Source organism: Variovorax sp. P2_H12 (genome assembly GCF_056403395.1).
This window is the reverse complement of record NZ_JBFUFO010000010.1, coordinates 33,336-59,853: the sequence shown is the minus strand read 5'-3', so window position 1 is coordinate 59,853 and position 26,518 is coordinate 33,336. Positions and strand designations below refer to the sequence as shown.

General features: G+C 65.4%; 22 protein-coding genes. 12 read left to right on the top strand and 10 right to left on the bottom strand.

Annotated elements, in window-relative coordinates; genetic code table 11:
- Both AC1DYK_RS09135 and AC1DYK_RS09130 read right to left on the bottom strand, forming a co-directional pair.
- Nucleotides 1-1,143 (bottom strand): alpha-hydroxy acid oxidase, encoded by a 1,143-nt coding sequence (locus AC1DYK_RS09135; RefSeq protein ID WP_478165984.1) that lies wholly within the window; start codon nt 1,141-1,143, stop codon nt 1-3.
- A gap of 6 nt (nt 1,144-1,149) precedes the next feature.
- A complete protein-coding gene (locus AC1DYK_RS09130; protein WP_478165983.1) occupies nt 1,150-2,400 on the bottom strand; it encodes a flavin-containing monooxygenase in 1,251 nt (416 codons plus the stop codon).
- Nucleotides 2,401-2,676: 276 nt separating this feature from the next.
- On the opposite strand from AC1DYK_RS09130, the gene AC1DYK_RS09125 reads away from it, so the two are divergent.
- The 5 genes from AC1DYK_RS09125 to AC1DYK_RS09105 are packed head-to-tail and all read left to right on the top strand — an operon-like array spanning nt 2,677 to nt 6,912.
- The gene (locus AC1DYK_RS09125; RefSeq protein ID WP_478166055.1) at nt 2,677-3,825 is read left to right on the top strand and encodes an ABC transporter ATP-binding protein; all 1,149 of its coding nucleotides are present in this window, start codon (nt 2,677-2,679) and stop codon (nt 3,823-3,825) included.
- 50 nt (nt 3,826-3,875) lie between these two features.
- Nucleotides 3,876-4,853, top strand: a complete 978-nt coding sequence (locus AC1DYK_RS09120; protein WP_478165982.1) for an NAD(P)H-quinone oxidoreductase — start codon at nt 3,876-3,878, stop codon at nt 4,851-4,853.
- Nucleotides 4,853-5,473: a glutathione S-transferase family protein gene (locus tag AC1DYK_RS09115; protein WP_478165981.1), complete on the top strand. Its 621-nt coding sequence runs from the start codon at nt 4,853-4,855 to the stop codon at nt 5,471-5,473. Before AC1DYK_RS09120 ends, AC1DYK_RS09115 begins: the two co-directional genes overlap by 1 nt.
- Nucleotides 5,474-5,480: 7 nt before the next feature.
- Nucleotides 5,481-5,969: a type II 3-dehydroquinate dehydratase gene (locus tag AC1DYK_RS09110; protein ID WP_478165980.1), complete on the top strand. Its 489-nt coding sequence runs from the start codon at nt 5,481-5,483 to the stop codon at nt 5,967-5,969.
- Complete coding sequence (locus AC1DYK_RS09105) at nt 5,956-6,912, top strand: 2-hydroxyacid dehydrogenase (RefSeq protein WP_478165979.1); 957 nt, start codon at nt 5,956-5,958, stop codon at nt 6,910-6,912. Before AC1DYK_RS09110 ends, AC1DYK_RS09105 begins: the two co-directional genes overlap by 14 nt.
- 131 nt (nt 6,913-7,043) lie before the next feature.
- Here the strand turns inward: AC1DYK_RS09105 and AC1DYK_RS09100 are convergent, their stop codons facing one another.
- Entirely contained in the window at nt 7,044-10,595 is a 3,552-nt protein-coding gene (locus tag AC1DYK_RS09100) for an indolepyruvate ferredoxin oxidoreductase family protein (protein WP_478165978.1), read from the bottom strand.
- 134 nt (nt 10,596-10,729) lie between these two features.
- Nucleotides 10,730-12,529: a biosynthetic-type acetolactate synthase large subunit gene (gene ilvB / locus AC1DYK_RS09095; RefSeq protein ID WP_478165977.1), complete on the bottom strand. Its 1,800-nt coding sequence runs from the start codon at nt 12,527-12,529 to the stop codon at nt 10,730-10,732.
- 58 nt (nt 12,530-12,587) lie between these two features.
- On the opposite strand from ilvB, the gene AC1DYK_RS09090 reads away from it, so the two are divergent.
- Both AC1DYK_RS09090 and AC1DYK_RS09085 read left to right on the top strand, forming a co-directional pair.
- Nucleotides 12,588-13,088 carry an Lrp/AsnC family transcriptional regulator gene (locus AC1DYK_RS09090; protein WP_478165976.1) on the top strand — a complete coding sequence of 167 codons (501 nt, stop codon included), beginning with the start codon at nt 12,588-12,590 and terminating at the stop codon, nt 13,086-13,088.
- 18 nt (nt 13,089-13,106) lie between these two features.
- A complete protein-coding gene (locus AC1DYK_RS09085) occupies nt 13,107-13,994 on the top strand; it encodes a LysR family transcriptional regulator (protein WP_478165975.1) in 888 nt (295 codons plus the stop codon).
- 117 nt (nt 13,995-14,111) lie between these two features.
- On the opposite strand, the gene AC1DYK_RS09080 is transcribed toward AC1DYK_RS09085, so the two are convergent.
- From AC1DYK_RS09080 to AC1DYK_RS09060, 5 genes are all read right to left on the bottom strand, one after another.
- A complete protein-coding gene (locus AC1DYK_RS09080; protein ID WP_478165974.1) occupies nt 14,112-14,606 on the bottom strand; it encodes a hypothetical protein in 495 nt (164 codons plus the stop codon).
- Nucleotides 14,607-14,986: 380 nt separating this feature from the next.
- A complete protein-coding gene (locus AC1DYK_RS09075) occupies nt 14,987-15,502 on the bottom strand; it encodes a hypothetical protein (protein ID WP_478165973.1) in 516 nt (171 codons plus the stop codon).
- Between the two features lie 47 nt (nt 15,503-15,549).
- A complete protein-coding gene (locus AC1DYK_RS09070; RefSeq protein WP_478165972.1) occupies nt 15,550-16,437 on the bottom strand; it encodes a DUF2092 domain-containing protein in 888 nt (295 codons plus the stop codon).
- Nucleotides 16,437-17,027, bottom strand: a complete 591-nt coding sequence (locus AC1DYK_RS09065; RefSeq protein ID WP_478165971.1) for a hypothetical protein — start codon at nt 17,025-17,027, stop codon at nt 16,437-16,439. Before AC1DYK_RS09065 ends, AC1DYK_RS09070 begins: the two co-directional genes overlap by 1 nt.
- The gene (locus tag AC1DYK_RS09060; protein WP_478165970.1) at nt 17,027-17,977 is read right to left on the bottom strand and encodes a SphA family protein; all 951 of its coding nucleotides are present in this window, start codon (nt 17,975-17,977) and stop codon (nt 17,027-17,029) included. The genes AC1DYK_RS09065 and AC1DYK_RS09060 overlap by 1 nt, the downstream gene beginning before the upstream one ends.
- A 211-nt stretch (nt 17,978-18,188) precedes the next feature.
- Between AC1DYK_RS09060 and AC1DYK_RS09055 the strand changes: the two genes are divergently transcribed.
- Both AC1DYK_RS09055 and AC1DYK_RS09050 read left to right on the top strand, forming a co-directional pair.
- Complete coding sequence (locus AC1DYK_RS09055; protein WP_478165969.1) at nt 18,189-18,398, top strand: hypothetical protein; 210 nt, start codon at nt 18,189-18,191, stop codon at nt 18,396-18,398.
- Between the two features lie 29 nt (nt 18,399-18,427).
- Nucleotides 18,428-20,830 carry a DUF1254 domain-containing protein gene (locus tag AC1DYK_RS09050; RefSeq protein WP_478165968.1) on the top strand — a complete coding sequence of 801 codons (2,403 nt, stop codon included), beginning with the start codon at nt 18,428-18,430 and terminating at the stop codon, nt 20,828-20,830.
- Nucleotides 20,831-20,899: 69 nt separating this feature from the next.
- On the opposite strand, the gene AC1DYK_RS09045 is transcribed toward AC1DYK_RS09050, so the two are convergent.
- Nucleotides 20,900-22,582, bottom strand: coding sequence for a histidine kinase (locus tag AC1DYK_RS09045; protein ID WP_478165967.1), 1,683 nt, complete (start codon nt 22,580-22,582; stop codon nt 20,900-20,902).
- A gap of 102 nt (nt 22,583-22,684) precedes the next feature.
- Here AC1DYK_RS09045 and AC1DYK_RS09040 point away from each other — a divergent pair, with 102 nt between their 5' ends.
- From AC1DYK_RS09040 to AC1DYK_RS09030, 3 genes are all read left to right on the top strand, one after another.
- Nucleotides 22,685-23,374, top strand: a complete 690-nt coding sequence (locus tag AC1DYK_RS09040) for a response regulator (protein WP_478165966.1) — start codon at nt 22,685-22,687, stop codon at nt 23,372-23,374.
- A 74-nt stretch (nt 23,375-23,448) separates the two neighbouring features.
- Complete coding sequence (locus AC1DYK_RS09035; protein WP_478165965.1) at nt 23,449-24,483, top strand: Lnb N-terminal periplasmic domain-containing protein; 1,035 nt, start codon at nt 23,449-23,451, stop codon at nt 24,481-24,483.
- On the top strand, nt 24,480-26,456 hold the full coding sequence (locus tag AC1DYK_RS09030; RefSeq protein WP_478165964.1) for an esterase/lipase family protein: 1,977 nt from the start codon (nt 24,480-24,482) through the stop codon (nt 26,454-26,456). Before AC1DYK_RS09035 ends, AC1DYK_RS09030 begins: the two co-directional genes overlap by 4 nt.
- Nucleotides 26,457-26,518: the final 62 nt, after the last annotated feature.

The window sequence follows — 26,518 nt, the reverse complement described above, 5'->3', positions numbered from 1 at the left end:
TCAGCGCATGCGCAGGATTCCGCGGTCGACCCCGCGGATATCCGTCTTGCCGCAGAAGGCCATGGAGAGATCGAGTTCGTTCTGGATGAGGTGCAAGGCAGTGGCAACGCCTTTCTCTCCCAGGGCGCCCAGGCCGTACATCATGGCGCGGCCGATATAGGTGCCGCGCGCCCCGAGCGCGATCGCCTTCAACACATCCTGCCCCGAGCGGATGCCGCCATCCATATGAACCTCCACCCGGTGTCCGACGGCCTCCACGGTGCGTGGCAAGGTGGAGATCGAAGAGGAGGCGCCGTCCAGCTGCCGCCCGCCATGGTTGGACACCACGATGGCATCGGCTCCGCTTTCCACCGCCAGCCGCGCATCCTCGGGATCCTGGATGCCCTTGACGATCAGCTTGCCGTTCCAGCGCCTCTTGATCCATTCGATGTCTTGCCAGGACAGGCGCGGATCGAACTGATCCCGGGTCCACTCCACCAGCGAGCCGATGTTGTCCACGCCTTTCGCGTGCCCGACGATGTTGCCGAAATAGCGATGCCGGGTGCCCAGCATGTTCCAGCACCAGCGCGGCTTGCTCGCCAGGTTCACGAGGTTGCGCAGGGTTGGCCGAGGGGGCGTGGACAGGCCGTTCTTCTTGTCCTTGTGCCGCTGTCCGAAGACCTGCAGGTCCATGGTGACCACGAGCGCGGAACAGTTGGCGTTCCTGGCCCTCTCGATCAGGCCTTCCACGAACGTCCGGTCGCGCAGCACATAGAGCTGAAACCAGAACGGATGGCGACCGGTCGCCTCGGCCACCGCCTCGATCGGGCAGATGCTCATGGTCGACAAGCTGAACGGTATGCCGAACTTCTGCGCCGCGCGCGCCGCCAGGATTTCACCATCGGCATGCTGCATGCCGGCCAGACCGGTGGGCGCGATCGCCACCGGCATGCGGACCGGCTGGCCCACCATGGTGCTGGCGGTGCTGCGATCGGTGATGTCCACCGCCACGCGCTGGCGAAACTCGATCTTCCCGAAATCCTCTTCGTTGGCACGGTAGGTGTATTCGGTCCAAGAGCCGCCATCCACGTAGTCGTAGAACATCCGAGGCACACGTTTCCTCGCCAGGCGGCGCAGGTCTTCGATGCAGGTGATCTCGGCCATGCAGGCTCAGGGTTTGCCGTATGACATGTACCCGTCCTGGATCGCGATATGGTCGGCGATGTATTTCGCGTCGTGCCACACGCCATAGATGAAGGATGACGCGCGGTTGACCAGGTTCGGCAATCCCAGGAAATAGATGCCGCTCTCGGCGGAAATGCCCCGCTTGTGAAAAGGCGCGCCCTTTTCATCGAAGGCATTCACCTTCAGCCAGCTGTAGTCGAACGCGAATCCGGTCGCCCAGAGAATGGTCGTGATGCCGGCCTTTTCGAGATCCAGGCTCATGATCGGTTCCTTGAGACAGTCCGGATCCGGCAGCAGCTCCCAGGCTTCGGGCTCCGGCGCAAAGGGCAAGCCGTTCTGCTCGATATAGGCATCCGCTTCGCGCAACACATCGAAGTACGCCTGGTCGCCTTCTGCGACATTCCTGGCCAGGCCTTCTTCGAACGCGATGACGCCGTCCTGGTAGGTCTTGGTCAGGCCCACCAGCGTCACGCCCATGTGCGCAAGGCGGCGAAAATCGACCGTCTTGCCACCCTCGTAGCCGCTGACGGCGAACGCGACGTGCTGCTTCTTGGGCTTGATCTTGACCTCATCCCACAGGCCCAGGGCACCCAGCCACCAGCAGTAGTCGCGGCCACGATAGGAACGCGGCGGGCGGTAGTGCTCGCCCACCGAGAGATAGACCGTCTTGCCCGCCTTTCGCAGTTCCTCGGCAATCTGCGAGCCGGAGGCACCCGCACCCACGACCAGCACGGCGCCTTCTCGCAACTGGCCCGGGTTCTTGTACGCCGAGGAATGCAACTGCTGAATCCTGTCGGTTTCGGGAACGATCTTCGGATAGGCCGGAATCTGAAAAGGACCGGTGGCCGAAACGACATTGGTCGCTTCGATGACACCCTCGGAGGTCGTCACCTTGAAGCCCGGGCGACCCACGTTGCGCTCCACCTGCTTGACCTCGACACCGGTGCGCACGGGCGCCTTCAGCATGGCGGCGTAGTCCTCGAAGTATTGCGCCACGCGCTCTTTCGGCGGAAATGACTCCGGCGAGACATCGTCGAACTTCAGTCCTGGAAAACGGTCATGCCAGGCGGGGCCATTCGCTACCAGGGAGTCCCAACGCTCCGAACGCCAACGTTCCGCGATCCGACTGCGCTCGAGCACCACATGGGGCACACCCATCTGCGAAAGGTGCTCACTCATCGAAATGCCCGCCTGACCAGCGCCGACCACCAAGGTATTGATTTTTTCCACTGACATTTGAGGTTCCTAAAGAAAATCGCCACTGATGCACGTCGCCAGGCAGCCTGGAGACACCAGCCATCGATGCAGGCGAGTCTGAAGAAGCACGCCGCATTTGAGAATCACGTTTTTCGGATTCAGGGCTTAGGAAAAAGCAAAGCGCTGCGCGCAAGGCCCTCGAAAGGCTCTCGCAATGGCCTGTGCCCCGCGGCCATCGAGGCCTTTCGTTTTTCCGAGGGGCCGCATCAATTTCGGCAAAGACCCGGTCGCGGACCGATGACTTATCGTTCGGGCATGAAAGTAGTCCACTCCGACCCTGCAGCGCAGCCCAGCCTTTCGCATCCGCAGGCCGACACAGCCGTCAGCCTGGAAGGCGTGGTCAAGAAGTACCACGACCAGACCGTGTTGCACGAGGTCTCGCTGAAGATCAAGCGTGGGGAATTCCTGACCCTGCTGGGTCCGTCGGGCTGCGGCAAGACGACGCTGCTCAACCTGATCGCGGGCTTTGCCGAGGCCGACAGCGGCGAGATCTTCATCGAGGGCCAGCCGGTGACCAGCGAACCGCCGCACAAGCGGCAGATCGGCATCGTCTTCCAGAACTACGCGCTCTTTCCGCATATGACCGTAGAGCGCAACATCGGCTATGGCCTGCGGATGCGGGGCGTGCCCAAGGACGAGGTGGCCCAGCGCGTCAAGGAAGCGATGGCCATGGTCAAGCTCACGGGCCTCGGGCACCGCAAGCCGCGCGAACTCTCCGGCGGCCAGCAGCAACGTGTGGCGCTGGCGCGCGCACTGATCATCCAGCCCAAGGTGCTGCTGCTCGACGAGCCCTTCTCGGCCCTGGACAAGAGCTTGCGCGGCTCGATGCAGGTCGAGATCCGCGAGATCCAGCGCCGCCTGGGCCTGACCACGGTCTTCGTCACCCACGACCAGGGCGAGGCGCTCGCCATGTCGGACCGCATCGCCGTGATGTCGGCCGGTGTCATCCGCCAGATCGCATCGCCAGCCGACCTGTACCGGAATCCGCAAGACCCGTTCGTGGCGTCCTTTCTGGGCGACGTGAACATCCTGCCGGCCCACTACCACGGCAGGACCGCCCACGAGATCCAGCTGCGCCTGGGCTCCGGCTATCTCAGCCTTCCGCAGGCTCGATTGGTCGATGCATCGCACGAAGGCGAGAGGCTGGACGTCTACGTCCGCCCGGAACACATCCTGCTGGAGGGTCTGCATGCCGGTTCGGTCCTGAGCGGCACGGTGATCCACCACGTCTTCCAAGGTGACCACATCAATACCTTCATTGATGTAGATGTTCCGATGACGGCCCGCCAGGTTGTCACGGTGCGCAGTGCAGGCCTTGGCGCCATGCAGCATTGGCCCGTCGGCTCGGTCGCCGGGCTGGCGCTTCTCGATGAGGGCATCAGCGTTTTCAGCTCCCGAAAGTAAAAGGCAAAGCAGACCCCATGACCGAAACCAGAACCTCCCTTCCGAGTTCAATGAGCGCCATCGTCGCCCGGGAGCCCGGCGACGCCAGCGTGCTGGTGCTGGCCGAGCGCCCGATGCCCGTGCCCGGAGCCGGTGAGGTTCTGCTGCGCGTGCTCGCCGCCGGCATCAACCGGCCCGATGTCATGCAGCGCCAGGGCATCGCCAAGCCCGCACCCGGCATCACCGATGTGCTCGGCCTGGAGGTGTGTGGCGAGGTGGTCGCCTGCGGCCCCGGTGTCGACAGCGCGCTTCTCGGCCAGCGCCTCATGAGCCTGGTGCCCGGCGGGGGCTATGCGCCGTGGTGCACGGCGTCGGTCGATCATTCCTTCGTGGTGCCGGCCCATCTGTCCGACGTCGAGGCAGCGGCCTTGCCCGAAGGGCTCTTCACTGTCTGGCACAACCTGTTCGAACTCGGGCGTCTGGCGATGGGCGAAACGGTTCTGATCCACGGCGCCGCGGGCGGCATCGGCACGCTGGCGATCCAGATGGCCCATGCGGCCGGCTGCACAGTCATCGCGACCGACAACGACGAGGCGCGATTTCCCGAACTGAAGGCTCTGGGCGCCGATCTGGCGATCTGCTGGCCCACCACCGACTTCACCCAGGCCTGCCTTGACTACACCGATGGGCGCGGTGTGGACGTGGTGCTCGACATCGTTGGCGGCGACTATGTGCGCCGCAATCTTCAAGCCATGGCTTTCGGCGGGCGGCATGTCAGCCTGTCCTTCATGCAGGGCTCGGCGATCACCATCGAACTGCTGACGCTGATGCAGCGCCAGCTGAGCCTGCACTCCTCCACCATGCGTCCGCAGAGTCACGCTGAAAAGGCCCGCATGGCCAGGCGCCTGGCCCACCATGTGATGCCGCTGTTGAAAAGCCGGCGGATCGCGCCGCGCATCCACAGCACTTTCCCGGTCGCGGATGCCGCGGCATCCCATGCCATGCTGGAAAGCGGGAAGGTGTTCGGCAAGCTGGTGCTGGTGCCCTGATGTTGAAACTCCTCTTTGCTGCTACATCCCCCTTCGTGCGAAAGGTCATGGTGTGCGCGCATCTGACCGGACAGGCCGACAAGATCCGGCTCCTGGACAGCGCCGCTCATCCGGTTCGACGCGACCCGCGCATCGCGGCTCACAACCCGCTCGCCAAGGTGCCGACCCTGATCCTGCAAGACGGCCAGGCCCTCTACGACAGCCGGGTGATCTGCGAGTACCTGGCCAGCCGGGCGGGCGCAGAGACGATATTTCCTGCGTCCGGCGCCGATCGATGGACGGCACTCAGCCGCCAGGCGCTGGGCGATGGCCTGCTCGACGCCGCGCTGCTGGCGCGCTACGAGCTGACGGCGCGTCCCGCCGAATTCCAGTGGCCCACCTGGCACGAAGCCCTTTTGACGAAAGTCACGAGCTGCCTCGCCACCATCGAAGCCATCGCATCCGACCTGGCCCACGAAGAACCCACCATCGGCGAGATCACCATCGGCTGCGCATTGGGATACCTGGACTTCCGGTTTCCCGCACTGAACTGGCGTGCCCAATGCGGCGTCGCAGCCCGTTGGAACGAAGCCTTCCAGAGCCTGCCCGCCATGCAGGCCACCCGCCCCTACGAAGCTTGAAGAACACATGACCGAAACCTCGAAGCCTCCTGTCACCGTCTGGTTCCTGAACGGTCCCAACGCCAACCTCTATGGCCTGGATGCCAACAAGAACTACGGCACCGACAGTTTCCCCGTCCTGCAGTCGCGCTGTGAGCAGAAGGCAGCCTCGCTGGAGGTCGGCCTGCGTTTTCTGCAGTCGAACCATGAAGGACAGCTGATCGACTGGATTCAGGAAGCACGCGGCGTTGCGGACGGCATCGTCATCAATGCGGCCGGTTTGACCTACACGTCCATCCCCATCCTGGATGCCCTGATGTCTTTCCCCGGAAAGATCATCGAAGCCCATATGAGCAACATCTGGAAGCGCGAGCCCTTCCGCCATCATTCCTACATATCGAAGGTGGCGGATGGTGTCATTGCCGGACTCGGGGGGGACGGCTACGAACTCGCCATCGAGGCCATTGCGCGCCTGGTGCGAAAGAACAAACAGGCTTTTGAAAATGACGTTTCCTGAAGCAAAGTCTGTCGGCACCCTGGCCTTCTATAGCGACTTCGACGATTTCCAGACTTGGAAAAAGGCGCTTCAGGCGCAGCTTCCGGCACTTCATGTGGTTCACGCGAGCCAGACCGAGCGGCCGGAACTGATCGACTACGCCCTGGTCTGGAAGCCCCCGCAGGGCATCTTCAGGCAGATGACGAATCTTCGGCTGATCATCAACCTGGGCGCCGGAGTGGATTCGCTGGTGACACGTGACGACCTCCCCGGGGACATTCCCATCACCCGGATCACCGATCCGCAGATGTCGAGGATGATGGCCGGCTATGTGCTGTTCGCGGTGCTCCGGCACGCCCGGGACATTCCGGTCTTCGAGCAGGCCCAGCGCTCAGGCCGGTGGACTTATCGCCACCCGCGTTCGCCGGAGGAAATCACCGTTGCGGTGCTGGGACTGGGACAGCTGGGAGCCAAGGCCGCGCATGAGATTCAGCGTCAGGGGTTCAAGACGCTGGGTTGGTCGCGCAGCCTTGCGCAGATCGATGGCGTGGCGTGTTCTGCCGGCATGGAGACGCTCGATTCCGTGATTGGCCAAGCGGACATCGTCGTCCTGATGCTGCCGCTTACGCCGCAGACGAACCAGCTCTTTCATCGCGGACGCCTCGAAAAAATGCGGCCCGGCGCTGCGCTCATCAACGTCGCCAGGGGCGCCCTGGTGGATCAGGCCGCTTTGACGGAGCTGCTCCAAAGTGGCCACATCGGCGCGGCAACGCTGGATGTCTTCGAGCGCGAACCCCTGCCGGCCGGAGATGCGCTGTGGAGCATGCCCAATGTGCTCATCACCCCACATCTCGCATCGGTGGCCATTCCGTCATCCTCGGCCAAGCAGATCGCAGCCAACATCCTCCGCGTCTCAGCCGGCGAATTGCCAGACAACATCATCGAGCCATCACGCGGATACTGACGGGCCATGCGGAGGCTGGCGCAATCAGATCGCAAGCGCGCAGGCCCCACCGACTCGAGCACCACAAAGAAAGCGCCACGCCGTCCTTGAGCACGGCGTGGCGATAGCGGCCGGGGTAGGCTCGGGCCGCGCTAGGCGGGAACGCCCTCACGCTCCACACTCAGCCTCCGCACCCCACGCAGCTCCTGAGTGAGCTTCGACCACCTGACACGCGCCTGCACCAGGCTCTCCTCCTTCACATGCCCATACCCGCGGATCTGCTCCGGCAGCCGCGCCAGCGCGACCCCGGTGTCGAGCACAGCATCCAGCCCCGCCTGTTCGACGCGCGCCAGCACCTCCTCGATGGTCGCCCGGTACTCTTCGATGAGCTGCCGTTCGGTCTTGCGTTCGGCGGTCCGTCCGAAGAGGTCCAGCGGCGTGCCGCGCAGCCGGCGCAGCGCCGCCAGCACGCGAAAGCCATGCAGCATCCACGGACCGAAGCTCTGCTTGACCGGATGGCCGTGCACATCGCGCTTGCCCAGGATCGGCGGCGCGAGATGGAAGCGCAGCCTGGCCTTGCCTTCGAAGGCCTGCGCCAGCTGTGCCTGGAAGCGCCCGTCGGTGTAGAGCCGGGCCACTTCGTATTCGTCCTTGTACGCCATGAGCTTGAACAGATTGGCCGCGACCGCGCGGGCCAGCGCATCCTTGCCGCCACGCTTGGCCTCGACGGCCTGCACGCGTTCGACAAGATCCGCATAGCGCTTCGCATAGGCGGCGTCCTGATAGGCGGTGAGGAACTCGACGCGGTCCGCAACCAGCGCACGCAAGGTCGTCGGCCGCGAGACCGAAACCACCTGCGCCGGCGAGGCCTCGCGCGTGACCGCGGCCAGATCGAGCGCCGCCTTGCGCCCCCAGTTGAAGGCCGCCTGGTTGGCCTTGACGGCCACGCCGTTGATCTCGATCGCCTTCAGCAGCGCGGCCGACGACAGGGGAATGCGGCCCTTCTGGAAGGCGAAGCCCAGCAGGAACAGATTGGAGGCGATGGCGTCCCCCATCAGGCGGGTGGCCAGGGCGGTCGAGTCGATGAAGTCGGCACCGCCGCCCTCGACGGACTCCTCGATCAACGCGCGCACCTGCGCCGCGGGAAAGACCCAGTCGGCATCCTGCGCGAAATGGCCGGTCGGTTGTTCGAAAGTGTTGATCAGCGCATAGGTGCGGCCGGGCCGCATCTTCGAGATGGCATCCGGCGCGCCCGCGGTGAGCATGTCGCAGCCCAGCACCAGGTCGGCCTCGCCGGTCGGAATGCGCTGCGCCTTGAGCTGCGCGTTGTCGTGCGCGATGCGCACGTGCGAGGTCACCGAGCCGTTCTTCTGCGACATGCCGGTCATGTCGAGCACGCTCACGCCCTTGCCTTCGAGGTGCGCCGCCATGCCGATCAGCGCGCCGACGGTGATGACGCCGGTGCCGCCGATGCCGGTGATCAGGATGTTGTGGATGTTCTCCAGCGACGCGCCCGCGGGCTCGGGCAGCGCCACCGCCGCTTCGGCTTTCGCCGCCACCGGCTTGCTCTTGCGCGGCGTGACGCCCTCGACGCTCACGAAGCTCGGGCAGAAGCCCTTGACGCAGGAATAGTCGGCGTTGCACGAGCTCTGGTCGACGCGGCGCTTGAGGCCCAGGTCCGTCGGCTGGGGCAGCAGCGAGGTGCAGTTGGATTGCTCGCCGCAATCGCCGCAACCTTCGCACACCAACTCGTTGATGAAGACACGCTCGGCGATCTGCGGGAACTCGCCCTTCTTGCGCCGCCGCCGCTTCTCGGCCGCGCACACCTGGTCGTAGATCAGCACCGACACGCCTTCGTAGTCGCGCAGCATGCGCTGCACGTCGTCCATCGCGTCCCGATGGTGGACGGTGAGCGACAGGCCCTCGCTGTCGGCCGGCAGCTTCGAGCGGTCGGACCAGCGGCCCGGGTCCTCCGCCACCAGCGCGATGCGCCGCACGCCTTCGGCCGCCACCTGCTGCGCGATGCGCGGCACGCTGATCGGCCCGTCGACCGGCTGGCCGCCGGTCATGGCGACGGCGTCGTTGTAGAGGATCTTGTAGGTGATGGAGATGCCGGCCGCCACCGCCGCGCGGATCGCCATCGATCCCGAGTGGTAGTAGGTGCCGTCGCCGAGGTTCGCGAACACGTGCCTGCGCTTCGAGAACCAGGCCTGCCCCAGCCACGGCGCGCCCTCCCCGCCCATGTGGGTGGTGGTCTTGTTGTGCTCGGGGTAGATCGCGGTCGCCATCACGTGGCAGCCGATGCCGGCCAGCGCCAGGCTGCCTTCGGGCACCTTGGTCGAGGTGTTGTGCGGGCAGCCCGAGCAGTACCAGGCGGGCCGCGCCGGCGTGGCCACGGACTTGCCGAGCACCACGTCCTTGGCGTCGAGGATGGCCAGCCGCGTGCGGATCATGTCGCTGGTATGAAAGCGCGCGATGCGCCCGGCGATCACGCGGGCGATCTGCGCCACCGAGAAGTCGGCCGTGGCCGGCAGCAGCCAGCGGCCGCGCGGCGACGCCCACTCGCCGGCCTCGTCGAACTTGCCGATGACGCGCGGGCGCACGTCCTCGCGCCAGTTGTAGAGGTGCTCCTTGAGCTGGTACTCGACGATCTGGCGCTTCTCCTCGACCACCAGGATCTCGTCCAGCCCGTCGGCGAATTCGCGGATCGAGTCGGGCTCCAGCGGCCACGGCATCGCGACCTTGAACACGCGCACGCCGATGCGCGCGGCCTCGTCGGCGTCGATGCCCAGTTCTTCCAGCGCTTCGAGCACGTCGCGGTAGGACTTGCCCGAGGCGACGATGCCGAGCTTCGCGCGCGGCGAGTCGATGGTGATGCGGTTGAGCCGGTTCTCGCGCGCATAGGCGATCGCGGCGTAGATCTTGTAGTCCTGCATCAGCGCTTCCTGCTTGCGCGCCTGCAGGCCCAGCGTGTCGGTCGACAGGCGCGCATGCACCCCGCCCGGCGGAAAGACGAAGCCCTGCGGCAGGCGCGTGTGCACCGCCATCAGGTCGGCGGAGATCGGGCCCGACGACTCGACGGTATCGGCCAGCGCCTTGAAGCCCACCGGCAGGCCCGCGAAGCGCGACATCGCGAAACCGTGCAGGCCGAGCTCGATGTACTCCTCGACGCTCTGCGGATAGAGCATCGGGATCATCGAGGCCGCGAAGATGTGGTCGCTCTGGTTGGGCAGCGTCGACGAGTAGGCGCCGTGGTCGTCGCCGGCCACCAGCAGCACGCCGCCGTGCGGCGAGGTGCCGGCGTGGCTCATGTGCTTGAAGACGTCGCCGCAGCGATCCACGCCCGGGCCCTTGCCGTACCACATGGCGAACACGCCATCGACCGTGCTCTCGCCCGTCAGCTGCACCTGTTGCGTGCCCCACACGGCGGTGGCGGCGAGTTCCTCGTTGACGCCCGGCAGGAACTTCACGCCGTTGCCGTCGAGCTGGGACTGCGCCTTCCAGAAGGCCTCGTCGATGCCGCCGAGCGGCGAACCGCGGTAGCCGGAAACGAAGCCGGCGGTGTTCAGGCCGGCCGCCTGGTCGCGCCATTTCTGGACCAGCATCAGGCGCACCAGGGCCTGGATGCCGCTCAGGTAGACGCGGCCGGTGGTGGCGGTGTATTTGTCGTCCAGCGAGACGCTGGCGAGTTCGGGGGTCGTCATTTTTGTTGGATCCGGTAGGACTCTTTTTTCGGGACGTGCGCGCGGCCGCGGGTAAGCGGTGCGCGCACGGAACACCCCGGCCGCCGGTAGGCGGCGGGGCATGAAACTTTTTTGAGCGGGCGCGGGCTGCGGTTTCAGTGGGGCGCGTGGTCCCCCTGCTCTTCTTCGTACCAGCGGTCCTTCGCGAGCATCACGCGGTGATGGCCCCGGCCCGACGGCATCATCGGGAAGCAGTTCTCCTGCGCCGCCACCTGCACATCGAGAAAGAAAGGCCCGTCGTGGGCCAGGCATTCGGCCAGCGCGCCGGGCAGCTCGGCCGGATCGGCGACGCGGCGCGCGCCCCAGCCGAAGGCCCTGGCCAGCGCCACGAAGTCGGGCAGCGCCTCGTTCCAGCTGTGGCTCAGCCGGTTGCCGTGGTTCAGCTCCTGCCACTGGCGCACCATGCCCATGTAGCCGTTGTTCGACAGCACCAGCTTGACCGGCGTGCGGTGCTGCGCGGCGGTCGACAGTTCCTGGATGTTCATCAGCACCGAGGCATCGCCGCTGACGCACACCACGAGCGCGTCGGGATGCGCGATCTGCGCGCCGATCGCGGCCGGCAGGCCGTAGCCCATCGTGCCGGCTCCGCCCGAGGTCAGCCAGCGGCCCGGCCGCTCGAAACGCAGGTACTGCGCGGCCCACATCTGGTGCTGGCCGACGTCGGTCGAGACGATGGCGTCGCGGCCCTCGATGGCCTCTTGCAGCGAAGTCATCAGTTCCTGCGGCAGGATCACGTCGGCCCGCGGCGTGTAGCCGAAGCAGCGCTGCGAACGCCAGTGATCGATGCGCCGCCACCATGGCGCGAGACGCTCCGGCGCGAGGCCGTCCAGCTCCGGCATCGTGAGCAGCACATCGAGGACGGCGCCGCAGTCGCCGACCATCGGCACGTCGACCTGCACGATCTTGTTGATGCTGCTCGGATCGATGTCGATGTGGATCTTGCGCGCGTGCGGGCAGAACTCGTCGAGCTTGCCGGTCACGCGGTCGTCGAAGCGGGCACCGACGCAGACCACAAGGTCGGCCTCGTGCATCGCCAGGTTGGCCTCGAGCGCGCCATGCATGCCGAGCATGCCGAGGAAGCGCGGGTCGGATGCCGGGAAGGCGCCCAGGCCCATCAGGGTCAGCGTGCATGGGGCGTCGAGCCGCTCGACCAGCCGCGTGAAGGCCGCGCAGGCCCCGGGCCCGGCATTGACCAGCCCGCCGCCGCCATAGAGGATCGGCCGGCGCGCCGTGGACAGCAGATCGGCGGCCCGCTGCAGCATCCCGCGCGGCGGCAGCCCCAGCGTGCGGCCCTTGCGCAGCGCGGCCGGTGCGGCGCGCGCGGCATTCAGCGGCGTGAGCTGGATATCCTTCGGCACGTCGAGCAGCACGGGGCCGGGGCGTCCCGACGCGGCGATGTCGAGGGCGCGCCGGACCACGGCCGGGATGTCGTCGGCGCTGCGCGTCTGGTGGTTCCACTTGGTCACGGGCCGGGACATTCCGAGCGCGTCGCTTTCCTGGAAGGCGTTGGTGCCGATCACGGAGGTCGCCACCTGGCCGCTGATGCACAGCACCGGGATCGAATCGCTCATGGCGTCCAGCAGGCCGGTGATGGTGTTGCCGACGCCGGGGCCCGAGGTGACCAGCACCACGCCCACCCGACCGGTGGTTCGGGCATAGCCCTCGGCGGCATGGACGGCCGCCTGCTCGTGGCGAACCAGGATGTGGCGCAGGCGCGGCTCGCCGTGCAGTGCGTCGTAGAGCGGCAGCGCCGCGCCGCCCGGGTAGCCGAAGATCGTGTCGACGCCGCACTCGATCAGGGTCTCGAGCAGCGCGACCGCGCCGTTGCGCACGCGCGGCGGCGACGCGGGGTTGTCCAGAGGGGGCGACGTGGGGGGGGTGGCGAGCGTTTGCATGCCAATATTCTTCCGTTTTGGCGGCAGAATATGCTTCTTTAATCCGGCTCATTTCCACGTGAACCAAAAAACCAATCGCCAAAAGGAAGTCGGAGACGAAAAATCATCCGACAAGATTGACCTGGCCATCCTCCGCGTCCTGCGGGAGGATTCGCGCAAGACCCTGCAGGAGATCGGCGCCGTCGTCGGGCTGTCGCCGACGAGTTGCTGGACCCGGATCAAGAAGCTGGAGTCGCAGGGCGTGATCAAGCGCTACACGGTCGACCTCGACGCGCCGAGCCTGGGCTACCACGACTCGGTGATCGTCCAGCTCACGCTCGAGAGCCACACCGACGAGACGCTCTACGAATTCGGCCGCGTGCTGGCCACCATTCCCGAGATCCAGGAGGCCTACCTGGTCTCGGGCGACTACGACTACTACATCCGCATCGCCGTGCGCGACACGCGCGACTACGAGCGCCTCTTGCGCGAGAAGCTCTACAAGATCCCCGGCATCCGCCACAGCAAGTCGCACTTCGTGCTGCGCGTGCTGAAGGAGGCCAGCGTGCCGCTGGGCTGATTCCCGACAATGGCCGTCATGAGACCTGATCTGGATTCCCTGGCGCTCTTCCTGAGCGCTGTCGAAAGCGGCAGCCTGTCGAAGGCCGCGCACGAGCATCACCTCGTGCTGTCGGCCGCCAGCCGCCGCATCGGCATGCTCGAGAGCGAGTTCGGGGTCACGCTCTTCCATCGCACCTCCAGGGGCGTCACGGTAACCGGTGCGGGAGAGTCGCTGGCCGTCCACGCCCGGCTGATCCTGCGCGACGTCGACCGCATGCGGGCCGATCTGTCGGATTACGCGCAAGGCGCGACGGGGCGCGTGAGGCTGCAGGCGAACGCGTCGGCGATGGGGCAGTTCCTGCCCGACGACGTCGCCAGCTTCCGCCGCAGCTATCCGGAGATCCGGGTCGACGTGGAGGAGCATCGCAGCGTCTGGATCGTGCAGGCGATCCGCGACCGGCAGGCCGACGTCGGCGTGATCACCGGCGAGACCGCAGATTCCTCGCTCAACTTCATTCCCTACCGCACCGACCGGCTGGTGGCCATCGTGCATCGCAAGCACCCGTACCGCAGCCGCGAGGTGTCCTTCGCGGAGCTGCTCGACTTCGATTTCGTGGGGCTCGAAAGCGACTCGGCCATCACCCGCACCATCGAGGACGCCGCGCTGCTGGCGCGCAAGGTGCTGCGCCTGCGCGTGCGGGTCAAGAGCTTCGAGGTGGTCTGCCGGATGATCGAGGCCGGCATGGGCGTCGGCATCCTGCCCGAAGGCGCCGCGGCGACCTACCGCAAGGAAATGGGCCTGCGCTTTCTGAACCTGTCGGACGCCTGGGCCTCGCGGCGCATGTACCTGTGCACCCGGCAGGAGGCGCTGACGTTTCCGCAGCGGCGGCTGGTGGACCATCTGCTGGCGCGGAGCGTGGCCTAGCAGTTGCTGAACTGTTGTGCACGTGTCGTGCTTGCCAGACAGGCGACGGCAACCAGTGAAATCGCTCGAACGGCCGAGCCGCTCAACTCACGGCTCTTCATTTTGTCTCCTCATGAGTCATACTGCCGCAAGCGTTTTCGCAGCCCCCTGGTTGTCGGCAAACTCAAGTGCAAGCCGAGGCTTGCCGTCTACGGAGACCAGCAGGTAGTCGCCGGCGACACGGTCCACGAACAGTCGGCCATCGGCCCGGGAATTGAACCAACCGGACCGAAAGCCCGGAAGGCCTACTCCATTGACGCGCAAGCCGACAAGGTCGTCCTCGGAACCCCCCACGACAGTGCGGACGTCGGTGACACTGGACACGGGCACGGTGGTTGAATAGAAAGTCGACTTGACTGTCAGTTCGGCATCCTGGATGACTGCGCTCCGATTCAACATCGAGAAGCCGATCACACCGAGCGTCAGCACACCAATTGCCAGAATTACCCAGAATGCGTAATGGCTGGCAGTGCCTGCTTGACGTTGAAGAACTACGCCCGCCACGATGGGCCCTATCGCAACGATTGCAAACAAGATTGCAAAGGGCTTCACGCCCATGTCTTGAAGTTGCATTTCGATCTTCCCTTGTCGAGTGCCGCGGATCGCGGCGCGATTTTCTGAATGGTGGAGACGACGTCATTCCGAGTCGCCCTTGGAACTTGCGACAGTTGCCCAACGCCGCCAACGGCAGTCCGCCGATGAGTTTGACTACATCGAGCGGTTCTACAACCCGACTCGACGCCATTTGACGCTCGACTACGTCAGTCCTATACGGTTCGAGAAGGCTCAAAAATCCTAGGTAGGTGTCCACGAAGCCGGCAGCAGCCCAGTATCGGGTTGATCAACATGGCTGCGGTGTAGGAGAACAACAAGTCAGAGCCGTCCGGCGAGCGCGGCCCTGCGTCGGTGAGGAAGAGTGCCAGAACTTCGGCGCTCCGGTGTCAATCGCAAGCTCAGCGGGGCGGATTGACGACGATGTAGTTCACCTGGGTCCCGACATACTGCGGCTGATACCAGGTGCCGTTGCAGTTCTGATAAGTGACTCCGTTGACTGTCGTGACGGTGCACGAAGGCGGGAGGCTATGAACGATCGCCCCCACCGCCGCGGCGGTCAGCGCGACACCGGCCGTTACCGCAGCCGCCGTCGCCACCGGATGGTAGTTGTCCACGACGACGGGGCGGCCCACCACGAGCGGCGGCGCCACGACCACGGGGCCTCCCACCACGCCGATGTGGCGATTCACGTTCACGTTGCGATTGACGTTCACGTTCCGGTTCGCAGCGATGTTCTGATTGACAGCCAGATTGCGGTTGGCCGCCACGTTGTGGTTGACCGAAGTCCGTGCGGCGCCCGCGCGAATGTCTCGCTGCGCATGCGCCGCGCCGCTGGCGAAGAGACAGCCGGCGGCCGCCAGTGCCAGCAGCAGACCGGAAAGCGAAATGGATGGGATCGCTGATGGATGATTCATGGATACGCCTCGCTTGACGAAGGGGTTTGCGGTTTGCGCGTGCCGTCTCATGGCGTGCCGGTTCGCGGACTTGCCACGCCACCGTCGAGTGTCTGGATCGCGATTTCGCGCGCGCCCGACGGTGGCCTGAACTCGAAGTCGGCGGACGCGACCTTCGGTGCGAGCTTCCAGCGCATCAGGACAGTGTGTTGCGGGCGCGCCGCCACGTCCGTGGTGCGGATCACGAGCTTGCGTGGCAACGGAATTGCGCTGCGCTCGACCCAGATCTGCCAGTCCATGCCATCTTGACGGATCGCGTAGTGCTCGGTCTGGCTGCTGTCGACCTCGGCGTAGCCGAGGAAGTCGGCCGAGCGAACGCCGCGCTCGTCGAGCTTGTTCGAATCCCAATAGAACAGGTCGGTGGCCGGCAGCTCGATGCCGTAGCGATCCGCCAGGACGCGCACGAGTTCGGCCAGCGTAGACGGCGCATCGACTATCGTGTAATACCGGCTCGCCGGGTCCCACAGACTTGCCTTTTGCCCGTTGTAGTAGAGGACCTTGCGGTCGCCACGGTCGTTGCGCATGTCGGCCCGAAGGGCGTCGGGCCGACGCACCTTGAGGGTCGCGGAGCGGCTCACCTGGGCCATCTGGTCGTTGTCCAGCAGTTCGTCGGTCGTCGTGGACACTTGCAGCTCGAAGGTCTTCAGCTCGCGCAGCGCATCGCCCATGCGGTCAAGCGCCTGCAGCACTCCGGGATCGATCGAAGCGCGTGTGGAATCCGCCCGTGCGGCAGTGCCCGCCGCCTCCGAGACCGACGTCGCAGTGCTCGCGACCGGCGCCGGAGAGGCCGGCGCCGAGGTGGCAGCGGGTTGCTGCGCACATCCGAACAGCAGCATGCACGCACAAGTCGTCGCCTTGAACTTCCAACCGAGGAATCCGTCCATTCTCCGAGTCATCACGACCTCCTTTCGTTGTTTCTTGTGGCTCGGCGGCTGCTCCAGCACAGCAGCACGCCGAACACGATGCAATAGGCACTCAATGCCGCGCGCTTGTCCACGTCGAGAAATCCAACGCCCACGCCGAGGCCGAGCATCGCGGTGAGCGCGCAGGAAATGAGAGCCGGCCAGACCACGTCCTCGCTCCCGGCGGGCGTCATGCGCGGTCGGGTCCACCACACACAGGCCGCGCCGAGGATGCCGAAGGTCATGAGCGCCACGCTCATCAGCGAGAAGAAGAGCGCCGAACCGATCACCGAGGCTTCCATGCCGGGATTCCCGAGCAGAAGCGCGCCGATCAATATCCGGACGATTGCATCGATACACGCGAGCGCGAAGAGCCAGCGAGCCCGGGTCCAGGTGAACATCGCCCATACGAGGCCGAACAGGCCGTCGACCAGAGCGAAGATCCCGCCCCATTTCGAACCGTGCATCGCCTCGGAGCTCGCCAAGCCGATCAGGGCGATCCCGAAAGCGAGATTGAAAATGCCGCGCCCGAGCAGCACCAATGCGGGCGTGACGTCTGTGTTCCTGATCACGCGCGCTTCCACTACATGATGGGCAGCGTGAGGCTGACCGTCACGCCGTTGCCCTTGGGCCGGTTCTTCGCATCCACGTCGTGGACCCAGCGCGCCGAGAACGCCGCGGGCAGGGGCCCGATCTTGCCCGTCCAGGTCACGATCGGGCCCAGCCCGACCGAGCGGCCCTCGAAGCCGTTGAGCTTGTCGGCGGTGGGGCCCGAGTCATTTTCGATCTGCTCGATCCAGCCGCCCACCACGCCCAGGCGCCATTGCGACGCAACGGCCGTGGTCCACATCGCATCGATGCGGAACACCGACCCGTTCTTGTAGTCGGTGCCATCGTTGCGCGTGTAAAAGTCGAAAGCGGCGAGAGCGCTGAACTCGCCTCCGCCCTTGAGCAGTTGGGTGTAGGCGATGGTCGGCGAGAAGGTCCAGGTGTTCTGACCCGCGTTGGCCAGGCGATTCGGGTTGTAGGCGCCCGTGGGCGCATAGATCGGAAGCGACAGCGCCATGTGCTGTGTGTCGCTGAAGTGGTAGCCCGCCACGATCGGGTTGATCAGAATGTCGGCGAACTGGGTGCCGCTGTCGGTGTTCGACAGCCCCGGGCGCAGGTTGCTCGATGCGTCGATGGTGACCTTGGTGTATTGCACCGGCAGGCCGATGCCCGATGCGAAGTTCCATCTGCCCGGGCCCGTGTTCCAGACGTAGGTCAGGTTGGCGATGTTGTAGCTGACTGTGGCTTCCATGCCGGCGCTGACGACCCGCCCGATCGATACGCGCCGCGAGCCTTCGATGTCGCCGTTGAAATTGATGCTCGCGAGCGTGAGCGCGAGGCCCGGTGTCGACGGCACGATGCCCGCATTGGAGTTCACCTGCTGCCCCGTGATGGGCCGGCCCATCCCCCCTTCGGTTGCTGCCGCGCCCAGCGGCACCAGCGCAACGCCCGCCCACACGGCGCTGCGCAGCAATCGATTCGTCATCCTCTTCCTTTCTCGTCTCGCGAGGTCATCGCTGTCTTCTTGTTTCCCTGAACGATGCGACGAGTCTTGCGTGAAGGTTTTTCAGCGTCAACGCCAAAGGGACCGGATAGGTAGATCTCCGCCCGGAAATAGACCCTTTTCCTAGTGCTCGCCACCCCTCCCGCCTCAGTAAGGTAGGCGCTTCCGCAACAGCGCAGTCCAGACCAGCCCCATGGCGCATTCCAGAACCCCAACACAAACGACTTTCGCCGCTCTGCTGCTTGCCGCGGCATGCGGTGCCGCTTCCGCACAATCGAACGACGACATGAACGCGGCCAACAATCCGCTGACGCCGACGATCGGCCTGAACCTGCAGAACCAGTACACCGGGCGCTACTACGGTCTCGGCGATGCGGACGGCAACGCCGCCGATACAGTCTGAACAACCACACGAGCCAAAAGGCAGCCGTCATGAAATTTCGATTCTCAACCGTTCGAGAGCTGATGCTCGCCTGCGCCTTGGCGCTACAGGCAGCCATCGTTCCAGCATCAGCCGCTTCGGCTCGGCAGCAGGTACCGCCCGCCGAAGTGCGCGCTATCGCCAAGGAGGCAACGATCTACGGATTCCCGCTGGTCGACAACTACCGGGTCATGCATTCGTACTTCGTGGACACGACCGGGTCCGAGTTCAAGGCGCACTGGAACACGATCCACAACGTCGAGCGTGTCTACACACCCGACGACAAGGCGATTCAGACGCCGAATTCCGACACGCCGTACTCGCAACTCGGCGCGGACCTGCGGACCGAACCGCTTGTGATCTCTGTGCCGACGGTGGGCAAGGACCGCTACTACTCGCTGCAGTTCATCGATCTCTACACCTTCAACTTCGCCTATGTCGGCAGCCGCGCCACCGGCTCGGAGGCTGCCAACTATCTGTTGGCCGGTCCGCACTGGAAGGGCAAGGTGCCGGCCGGGATCAAGCAGGTCATCCGCTCCGAGACGGATCTGGCTTTCGTGCTGTACCGGACGCAGCTCAAGGGCCCCGACGACATCGGCAACGTGAAGAAGATCCAGGCGGGCTACAAGGTCCAGCCGCTGTCGGCCTTCCTCGGCACGGCGGCACCCGCGCCCGCGCCTGCCGTGGACTTCTTGAAGCCGCTATCGGCGCAGGAGCAGCGCACCTCGCCGCGCTTCTTCGATGAACTGAACTTCCTTCTGCAATTCGCGCCCACCCATCCGAGCGAGACCGCGTTGCGTGCGCGCTTCGCGCGGATCGGCGTGGTGGCGGGCAAGCCTTTCGACGCCGAGCAGTTGCCACCCCCGCAGCGCCAGGCCGTCGAAGAAGGAATGGCCGATGCATGGCAGACGCTGGCCAGGTTCAAGACCGAGCAGATCGACACCGGCAAGCGCACCTCGGGCGACGGCTTCGGCACGCGCAATTTCCTGAAAAATGACTACCTCGCCCGCATGGCCTCGGCGGCCTTCGGCATCTACGGAAATTCGAAGGAAGAGGCAGTCTATCCGGCCTACTTCGTCGATTCCAAGGGGCAGGCGCTGGACGGGGAAAGCAACCGCTACGTCCTGCGCTTCCCGGCCAACGCGCTGCCGCCGGTCAACTCGTTCTGGTCGTTCACGATGTACGGCCTGCCCGAGAGCCTGCTGGTCGCCAATCCGCTCAACCGCTACCTTATCAACTCCGCGATGTTGCCAGCGCTGAAGCGCGACGCGGATGGCGGCATCACGCTGTATCTTCAGAACGAGTCACCCGGCAAGGACAAGGAAGCCAACTGGCTGCCCGCGCCGAAGGGGCCCTTCTGGGCGGCCATGCGCCTGTACTGGCCCAAGCCGGAAGCGCTTGACGGCCGCTGGAAGCAGCCGGCGCTCGATCGCGTGGCAGCCGAAGGCGCGGCGGCGCAGCCGCAAGCCAAGGCGGTGACCGTGGAAAACTTCGCCCGCGCGGAATCGGACCTTTACTTCGCCGGCATCGTCAAGAATGGCGGTTTCGGCAAGTTCGACCACACGAGGAACGTCGCCCCGCTGGACAAGCAGACCGTGATCCGCCTGAACCGCGACACGCTCTATTCCTCCGCGGTCTTCGACCTGGATGCCGGGCCAGTCACGATCACGCTGCCCGACCCCGGCCAGCGCTTCATGTCGATGCAGATCATCGACGAAGACCAGTACACCCACGGGGTGCACTACAAAGCCGGCAGCTACACCTTCGATCGCGCCGGCATGGGCACGCGCTACTTCGTGGCGGCCATCCGCATGCTGGCCGATCCGAACGATCCGAAGGATCTCGCCAAGGTCCACGCCTTGCAGGATGCGATCAAGGTCCAGCAGCAGTCCTTGGGCAAGTTCGAGATACCTCGGTGGGACCTCGCCAGCCAGAAGAAGGTCCGCGACGCCTTGATCGCATTGTCCGACACGCTGCCCGACAAGAACCGCATGTTCGGCCGCAAGGGCGAAGTGGACCCGGTGCGCTTTCTCCTCGGTGCCGCGTCGGGGTGGGGTGGCAATCCGGACAAGGACGCCGTCTACCTGAATATCGTGCCGGAGCGCAACGACGGCAAGACGGTTTACAGGCTCACCGCACGCGAGGTACCGGTTGACGGATTCTGGTCGGTGAGCGTCTACAACGCCGAGGGGTACTACGAGAAGAACCCGCTCGATGCGTACACCCTCAACAACATCACCGCTAAGAAGGATGGCGACGGTTCGATCGCCGTCCAGTTCGGTGGTTGCGACGGCAAGGTCGCGAACTGCCTGCCGGTGATGCAGGGCTGGAACTACATGGTCCGGCTGTACAGGCCGCACCCCGAGATCCACGGCGGACAATGGACGTTCCCCGTTGCGCAACCCGTCCAGTGAGGCCGGGGGAACGTATCGGCAACTCAGATGGACGCTGACAGGACGCTGCAGGCCGGAAGCCGGTGCCGCTCAGGAGGCGGCCGGACGCGGCACGACGGCGCGCACGACCGTGCCGCTCGCAGTGCTTTCGATCTTGAGTTCGCCTCCGAAGGGGATGAGCCTTCCCTGCATGCTGGGAATGCCGACGCCGTGGCCATGACCTTGCTCGCCCGGCGCCGACTGCCGGTTTCCGAGGCCGTTGTCCTCGATGCTCAGCACGATGCGTTTCGCATCCATTTCGAGCCTGACGTCGACCTGCGTCGCCTTGGCGTGACGATGGACATTCGCGAGCGCGCCTTGCGCGATGCGCAGCAGGGATCTCTGCAATTCGAAGGGCAAGGAATCGGTGGCCGAATCGACGGACACCATGCCCGTCAAACCGCTGCGGCGGATGAAACCCTGCGCGAAATCTTTCAGCGCCCGCGCAATGCCGTGCTCGCCGAGATCGCGAGGATGGATCAGAAAGGTGAAGGTCCGGAGTTCGTTCAACGCCGATTCGACGGAGGCCTTGACATCCTTGAGCATCGATCGCGCCCCGTCGTTTCCGGCCTCGGTCCTTTCCAGGTTGGCGACTCCCAGCATGGCGCCCACGAGGTGTTGTGCCGTGGAGTCGTGCAACTCCCTTGCGATGCGCTGATGCTCGTCCTCCTGCACCTGCAGCAGGCGCTCGGACAGATGCTCGACGTTCGCATCGGCGGCAGCGATGTTTCTTTCGAGTCGTTCGATCGGCGATTCGATCTCGCGCCGGAGATAGCGCCAGACGCCGAATCCGGCAAGGCCCAGCAGGAAGCCGGCGCCCGCAAGAAGTTTCACGGCGTCATGCAGGGGCGCATCGAGGTCGGCCCGCGTCATCGAGGTCGTCGCGATCCACTGCGTGTAGCCGGAGCGGGTATAGGCAATCAGGCTTGGCTCGCCATGCAGATCGGTCGCACGGATCAGTCCGGATGTCGCAGGCGCGGCCGTCTCGCCCAGCACAGACGATGCGGCCTCGGCCATGACCGGCGCCACGATGATCTCGTCGCCACGGACCGAAACGACGCCGTTCAGGCTGTGGTCGTATATGGCTCCAGTCAGCCCGGGCGCCATTTGCTGCTCCTTGAGAATGGATGCGAACCGCTGATCGGAGAGCACCGTCGTCAGGAAGTACGTCCACCCGCCATCGGGATCCCGCGCCTTCATATTCACGGTGACCGCCGTCTGGTTGAGCAGGAGGCTGCGCACGCGCCCCGTGAGGCTCACGTCGAGTTGGTCAATCCGCTCCAGGAACGCAGGTTGAGGCGTGAAGTCGGCGAGCGTCGGCAGCGGCGAGCCGAATGGCCGCAGCGAGTGCGCAATGAGTTTTTCCCGGTCGCAGAGGATCAGCCAGGCGCCCTCGGGAACCCTCGTGGCGGCCATCTGCTTCTGGAACACCTCGAGGTCTCGTCTTTGCAGGGCCGGCGAATACTCGAGCCCCATCAGCAGCGCATGCGATCGCGCGACTTCGCGGTCCAGCGCCTGCGAAAGATCCGCGGATGCCGCGCTCAGTCGTCCGATCTCGCCGCTTCGGGCCCGAAGCACGCCGACGATGATGTAGGTCGCGGACAGCGAGAAGACCACGAGCAGCGCGCCTGCGATGACGATCGCAAGCTGCCGCCGCAGCCGCGGCTTGACTTCGTCGACAGGGGGCTGCCAGTTGAAGCGGAAGCTGGAACGTGTCGACACTTTCAGGTTCATGTGCGCGGAGGCGAAAAGGGCGCGAGCCCACATGCTTGCCAACGAGTCGGGCAAGTTCGTGAAACTATACTTGACCATCGTTGCGAGGAGTGATCTCGGATCATGGCTGTTCAATCAGGTGGGCTCAATGCTCAGGAGCATCGCAGCGGCGGTGGTCACCGCGTCCTCATCGCGGACGACCACGACGTGGTTCGCCGGGGCCTTCGCTCCTTCATCGAAAGCCGACCCGGTTGGCAGGTCGTCGCGGAGGCCGCCGACGGGCTCGAGGCGCTTCGCCATGCGACGGCCGAAGAGCCGGACTTCGCCATCGTCGACTACAGCATTCCGTTGATGAACGGCGCGCAACTCACGCGCAAGATCTGCGCCCGCTCTCCCAAGACACAGGTGCTGGTCTTCACCATGCACGAGAGCGACCTGGTGATCCGCGAAGTGCTCGCGGCCGGCGCGCGGGGATTCCTGGTCAAGTCGGATACCGAGAAACTGCTCTTTGCGGCGCTCGACGCGCTGGCGATGGGCAAGCCCTTCTTCACGGGCCAGGTGAACGAAGCGCTGCTCGCGCATTACCTTTCCCCGCTGTCAGACCCCGGCATTCCCGAAGTCCTGACGCCGCGGGAAAAGGAAATCATCCAGTTGATCGCGGAAGGCCACAGCAGCCGGACCGCCGGGGAGATGCTGCACATCAGCGCCAAGACGGTGGAGGCGCACCGGGCTGCCGCCATGAGCAAGTTGCGCATCAGTTCCACCGCCTCGCTGGTGCGCTATGCGATTCGCAACAAGCTGATCGAGCCCTGAATGCCACGAAACACATCGCGAGGTGCCGAGCCTCGGCAGCACGGAGCACCAACGAGGACTTCACGAATTCCATGATGCGCGCCGTCCTTTTCGCGGGTGCCGTCGTCGCACGGCTGCTCGCGACGCTGCTTCTGCTCGCCTCCGGCCTGTGGGCTGTTCTGGCCCTGCACTACCAGTTGCAGCTATCGCCGGTGCCCCGGACCATCGTCTGCGCGCTGTGGGCCGTCTTCGCCACGGCTGCCGTGGTGCTGCTCTGGCGGCGTCAAGCCCCGCGCGCGCTGCTGTCCTATGGCGTGGCCTTCGCGCTGCTGCTGGCGTGGTGGGTCCGCATCGTTCCTTCCGATTCACGCGACTGGGCCGACGACGTGGCACGCCAGCTTCATCCGCAGGTGCGCGGCACCATCGTGACGCTGGAGAACGTTCGCAACTTCGATTGGCGCAGCGACACGAACTACGACGCGCGCTGGGAAACCCGCGGCTACGATCTGGACCGTCTCGCCAGCGTGGACCTGGCCCTCTCGTACTGGATGGGTCCGGCCATCGCCCATACGTTGGTGTCGTTCGGCTTCGACGACGGACGCGGCGGCACCGACTACCTGGCCTTCTCCCTCGAGATCCGCAAGGAGCGGCACGAGCAGTTTTCGGCCATCGCAGGTTTCTTCAAGCGCTTCGAGCTCGGACTCGTGGCCGCCGATGAGCGCGACATCATGCGCGTGCGCACCAACGTGCGCGGGGAGGATGTGTACCTGTACCGCCTCGCGATGACACCGCAGGCCCGGCGCGCGCTGTTCCTCGCCTACCTCGACAGCGCTGCGCAGCTGTTGGAGCATCCGCGCTTCTACGACACCCTGACGGCCAACTGCACGACCCTTGTGTTCGAGATGGCGCAGCACATCTTGGGCGGCCTGCCACTGGACTGGCGCCTGCTGGCCTCGGGCTACCTGCCCGAATACCTGCAGCACATCGGCGGATTGGCCGCCGGTGGCGATCTGGCGGTGCTGCGTGCCGCCGGCCGCATCACCGCGCGGGCCGAGGCGTCCGATGCCGATCCGCAGTTCTCGCAGGCCATCCGGCGCGGCATTCCAGGAATGAAAGGAGCGACTCAGTGAAGATATGGTCCCCGATAGGCGTTCGGCCGGGTGCGCCGACCATGGCGCACGGAGGCCGCCGCTTCGCGGCCTTCGCGATGCTGCTGGCCACGGCCTGCCTGCTTTGCGGCTGCGCCGTCGTGAGTGTGTCTTCGGTGTCGCCATCGGGCTACCTTGCCGAGCGCCGCAGCGACGCGCTGACCACCGGCCACCTCAGCCTCTCGGCCCGGGAGGTACTGCGCATCGTGGGCATCACCGACTGCCGCGGCGACCCTGAAGCCTGCCGCAAGCTGCTGGCGCAGGCGCCCGGCATCACCGACGAGCAACGTCTCTCGACCTTGTCGGAACTCTGGCTGGAGGCCGCGCTCGCGGCCGGCAGCGCATCCGTACAACAGCAGCAAGTCCCGGCGGCCGCGCCGGATGCGGAACTGGACGCCTGGATCGAGACCGCGCGCCACGCGTGGGCCTACCTCTTCTTCACCGACCGCCGACCGGGCGACCGCGCTTTCGAGGAACGCCAAACGCAGGTGCGCGACTACTACAACTACGCGGTGCAGCAGGCGATGGATCGCCTGTTCCGCAACTACGCGAGCGGGCGCACCGGCACGCGCGACTGGTGGGGCGACGTCATCGGCTGGCGCCTGTCCGTCCACTTCGAGACATCGGAGCCCGGGCGCGAAACGCGCCAGCCCGAGGAACTCGTGGCCGCCACCTCGTTGCGCTTCTCGGGACTGCGCAACACCTACCAGCGCGACGGCTTTGGCGCCGCCCTGGTGGCTGTTCTCCCGGAGCCGGACGCCACCGCGAAGTCGATTCCCTTCGTGGAGAACCGCTATCCCGCGATCACCGCACTGATGCGCTTTGGAGGGAAGAACCTGCAGGAGGTGATGGAGACGCGCAAGGTCGAATTGGCGTTGTACGACCCGTACGAGAGAGCGCAGGCCACGCTTGCCGGCGAGACCGTGCCGCTGACCGCGAACTTCACCGCCGGTTACGGGCTGTGGCTCGCCCGCTCCGGATTCTCGACCCAGGCCCTGAGCAGCCTGTTCGGACTGAGCGACGGCATCGTGCGCCCACGCATCCAGCTGATGCAGCCCTACGACCCGAAGCGTCACATCGTGGTAATGCTCCACGGGCTGGCGAGCAGCCCCGAGGCCTGGGTCAACGTGGCCAACGAGGTGATGGGCGACGACACGCTGCGGCGCAATTTCCAGATCTGGCAGGTGTACTACCCGACCAACGCGCCGCTGGCGCTGAACCTGCACAACATCCGGCAGGCCCTCGATACGACGCTGGCGCACTACGACCCGCAAGGGACGGCCCTGGCTTCGAAGGACATCGTACTGGTCGGCCACAGCATGGGCGGCGTGCTCGCGCGATTGCTGGTGTCCGACTCGGGTGACAAGATGTGGGAGACGCTGCCGCCCGATGTGCGCAGTCGCCGCGCATACGACAAGGCATTTCGCAGTGAGATGGGCGACTACCTGGAGTTTCACCCACAGCCGAAGGTCAGCCGCGCGATCTTCATCGCGGCGCCCCACCGTGGGACGTCCTTCGCCGAGAACCGGCTGGCACGCTACGCCGCCAACCTCGTGACGCTGCCGGTGGCGATGCTGGACGAGGTCGGAGACCTGACCCGCATGGCCACTCGGCTGCGGCCGCCCGAGAGTGGAAAGCCGCCGCTGCGTATCCCCAACAGCATCGATAACCTCAGTGATCGCAATCCCTTCGTTCGGCTGTCTTCCGCGCTGCCCATCGATCCGGCGGTGCGGTACCACTCGATCATTGGACGCGAGAATGCCGAGGGCGACCTGCTCGATTCCACCGATGGCGTGGTGCCCTATACCAGCTCGCACCTCGTCGGCGCACAGTCGGAGCGGGTCATCGTTTCCTGGCACAGCGTGCAGGAGAACCCGCAGGCCATCCTCGAGATCCGCCGGATCCTGCATGAGCACATCGACAAATATGTCACCGCGAGGAAACCACCGGCATGAAGGCCCTTCGTCGATGACGTTCACATCGTCGAATTCACCATGAATGCGCGAGCGCAGGCCAT

Coding starts and splice junctions, on each gene's coding strand:
- AC1DYK_RS09135 (WP_478165984.1), bottom strand. CDS start 1,143: ATGGCCGAGATCACCTGCATCGAAGACCTGCGCCGCCTGGCGAGGAAA.
- AC1DYK_RS09130 (WP_478165983.1), bottom strand. CDS start 2,400: ATGTCAGTGGAAAAAATCAATACCTTGGTGGTCGGCGCTGGTCAGGCG.
- AC1DYK_RS09125 (WP_478166055.1), top strand. CDS start 2,677: ATGAAAGTAGTCCACTCCGACCCTGCAGCGCAGCCCAGCCTTTCGCAT.
- AC1DYK_RS09120 (WP_478165982.1), top strand. CDS start 3,876: ATGAGCGCCATCGTCGCCCGGGAGCCCGGCGACGCCAGCGTGCTGGTG.
- AC1DYK_RS09115 (WP_478165981.1), top strand. CDS start 4,853: ATGTTGAAACTCCTCTTTGCTGCTACATCCCCCTTCGTGCGAAAGGTC.
- AC1DYK_RS09110 (WP_478165980.1), top strand. CDS start 5,481: ATGACCGAAACCTCGAAGCCTCCTGTCACCGTCTGGTTCCTGAACGGT.
- AC1DYK_RS09105 (WP_478165979.1), top strand. CDS start 5,956: ATGACGTTTCCTGAAGCAAAGTCTGTCGGCACCCTGGCCTTCTATAGC.
- AC1DYK_RS09100 (WP_478165978.1), bottom strand. CDS start 10,595: ATGACGACCCCCGAACTCGCCAGCGTCTCGCTGGACGACAAATACACC.
- ilvB (WP_478165977.1), bottom strand. CDS start 12,529: ATGCAAACGCTCGCCACCCCCCCCACGTCGCCCCCTCTGGACAACCCC.
- AC1DYK_RS09085 (WP_478165975.1), top strand. CDS start 13,107: ATGAGACCTGATCTGGATTCCCTGGCGCTCTTCCTGAGCGCTGTCGAA.
- AC1DYK_RS09080 (WP_478165974.1), bottom strand. CDS start 14,606: ATGCAACTTCAAGACATGGGCGTGAAGCCCTTTGCAATCTTGTTTGCA.
- AC1DYK_RS09075 (WP_478165973.1), bottom strand. CDS start 15,502: ATGAATCATCCATCAGCGATCCCATCCATTTCGCTTTCCGGTCTGCTG.
- AC1DYK_RS09070 (WP_478165972.1), bottom strand. CDS start 16,437: ATGACTCGGAGAATGGACGGATTCCTCGGTTGGAAGTTCAAGGCGACG.
- AC1DYK_RS09060 (WP_478165970.1), bottom strand. CDS start 17,977: ATGACGAATCGATTGCTGCGCAGCGCCGTGTGGGCGGGCGTTGCGCTG.
- AC1DYK_RS09055 (WP_478165969.1), top strand. CDS start 18,189: ATGGCGCATTCCAGAACCCCAACACAAACGACTTTCGCCGCTCTGCTG.
- AC1DYK_RS09050 (WP_478165968.1), top strand. CDS start 18,428: ATGAAATTTCGATTCTCAACCGTTCGAGAGCTGATGCTCGCCTGCGCC.
- AC1DYK_RS09045 (WP_478165967.1), bottom strand. CDS start 22,582: ATGAACCTGAAAGTGTCGACACGTTCCAGCTTCCGCTTCAACTGGCAG.
- AC1DYK_RS09040 (WP_478165966.1), top strand. CDS start 22,685: ATGGCTGTTCAATCAGGTGGGCTCAATGCTCAGGAGCATCGCAGCGGC.
- AC1DYK_RS09035 (WP_478165965.1), top strand. CDS start 23,449: ATGCGCGCCGTCCTTTTCGCGGGTGCCGTCGTCGCACGGCTGCTCGCG.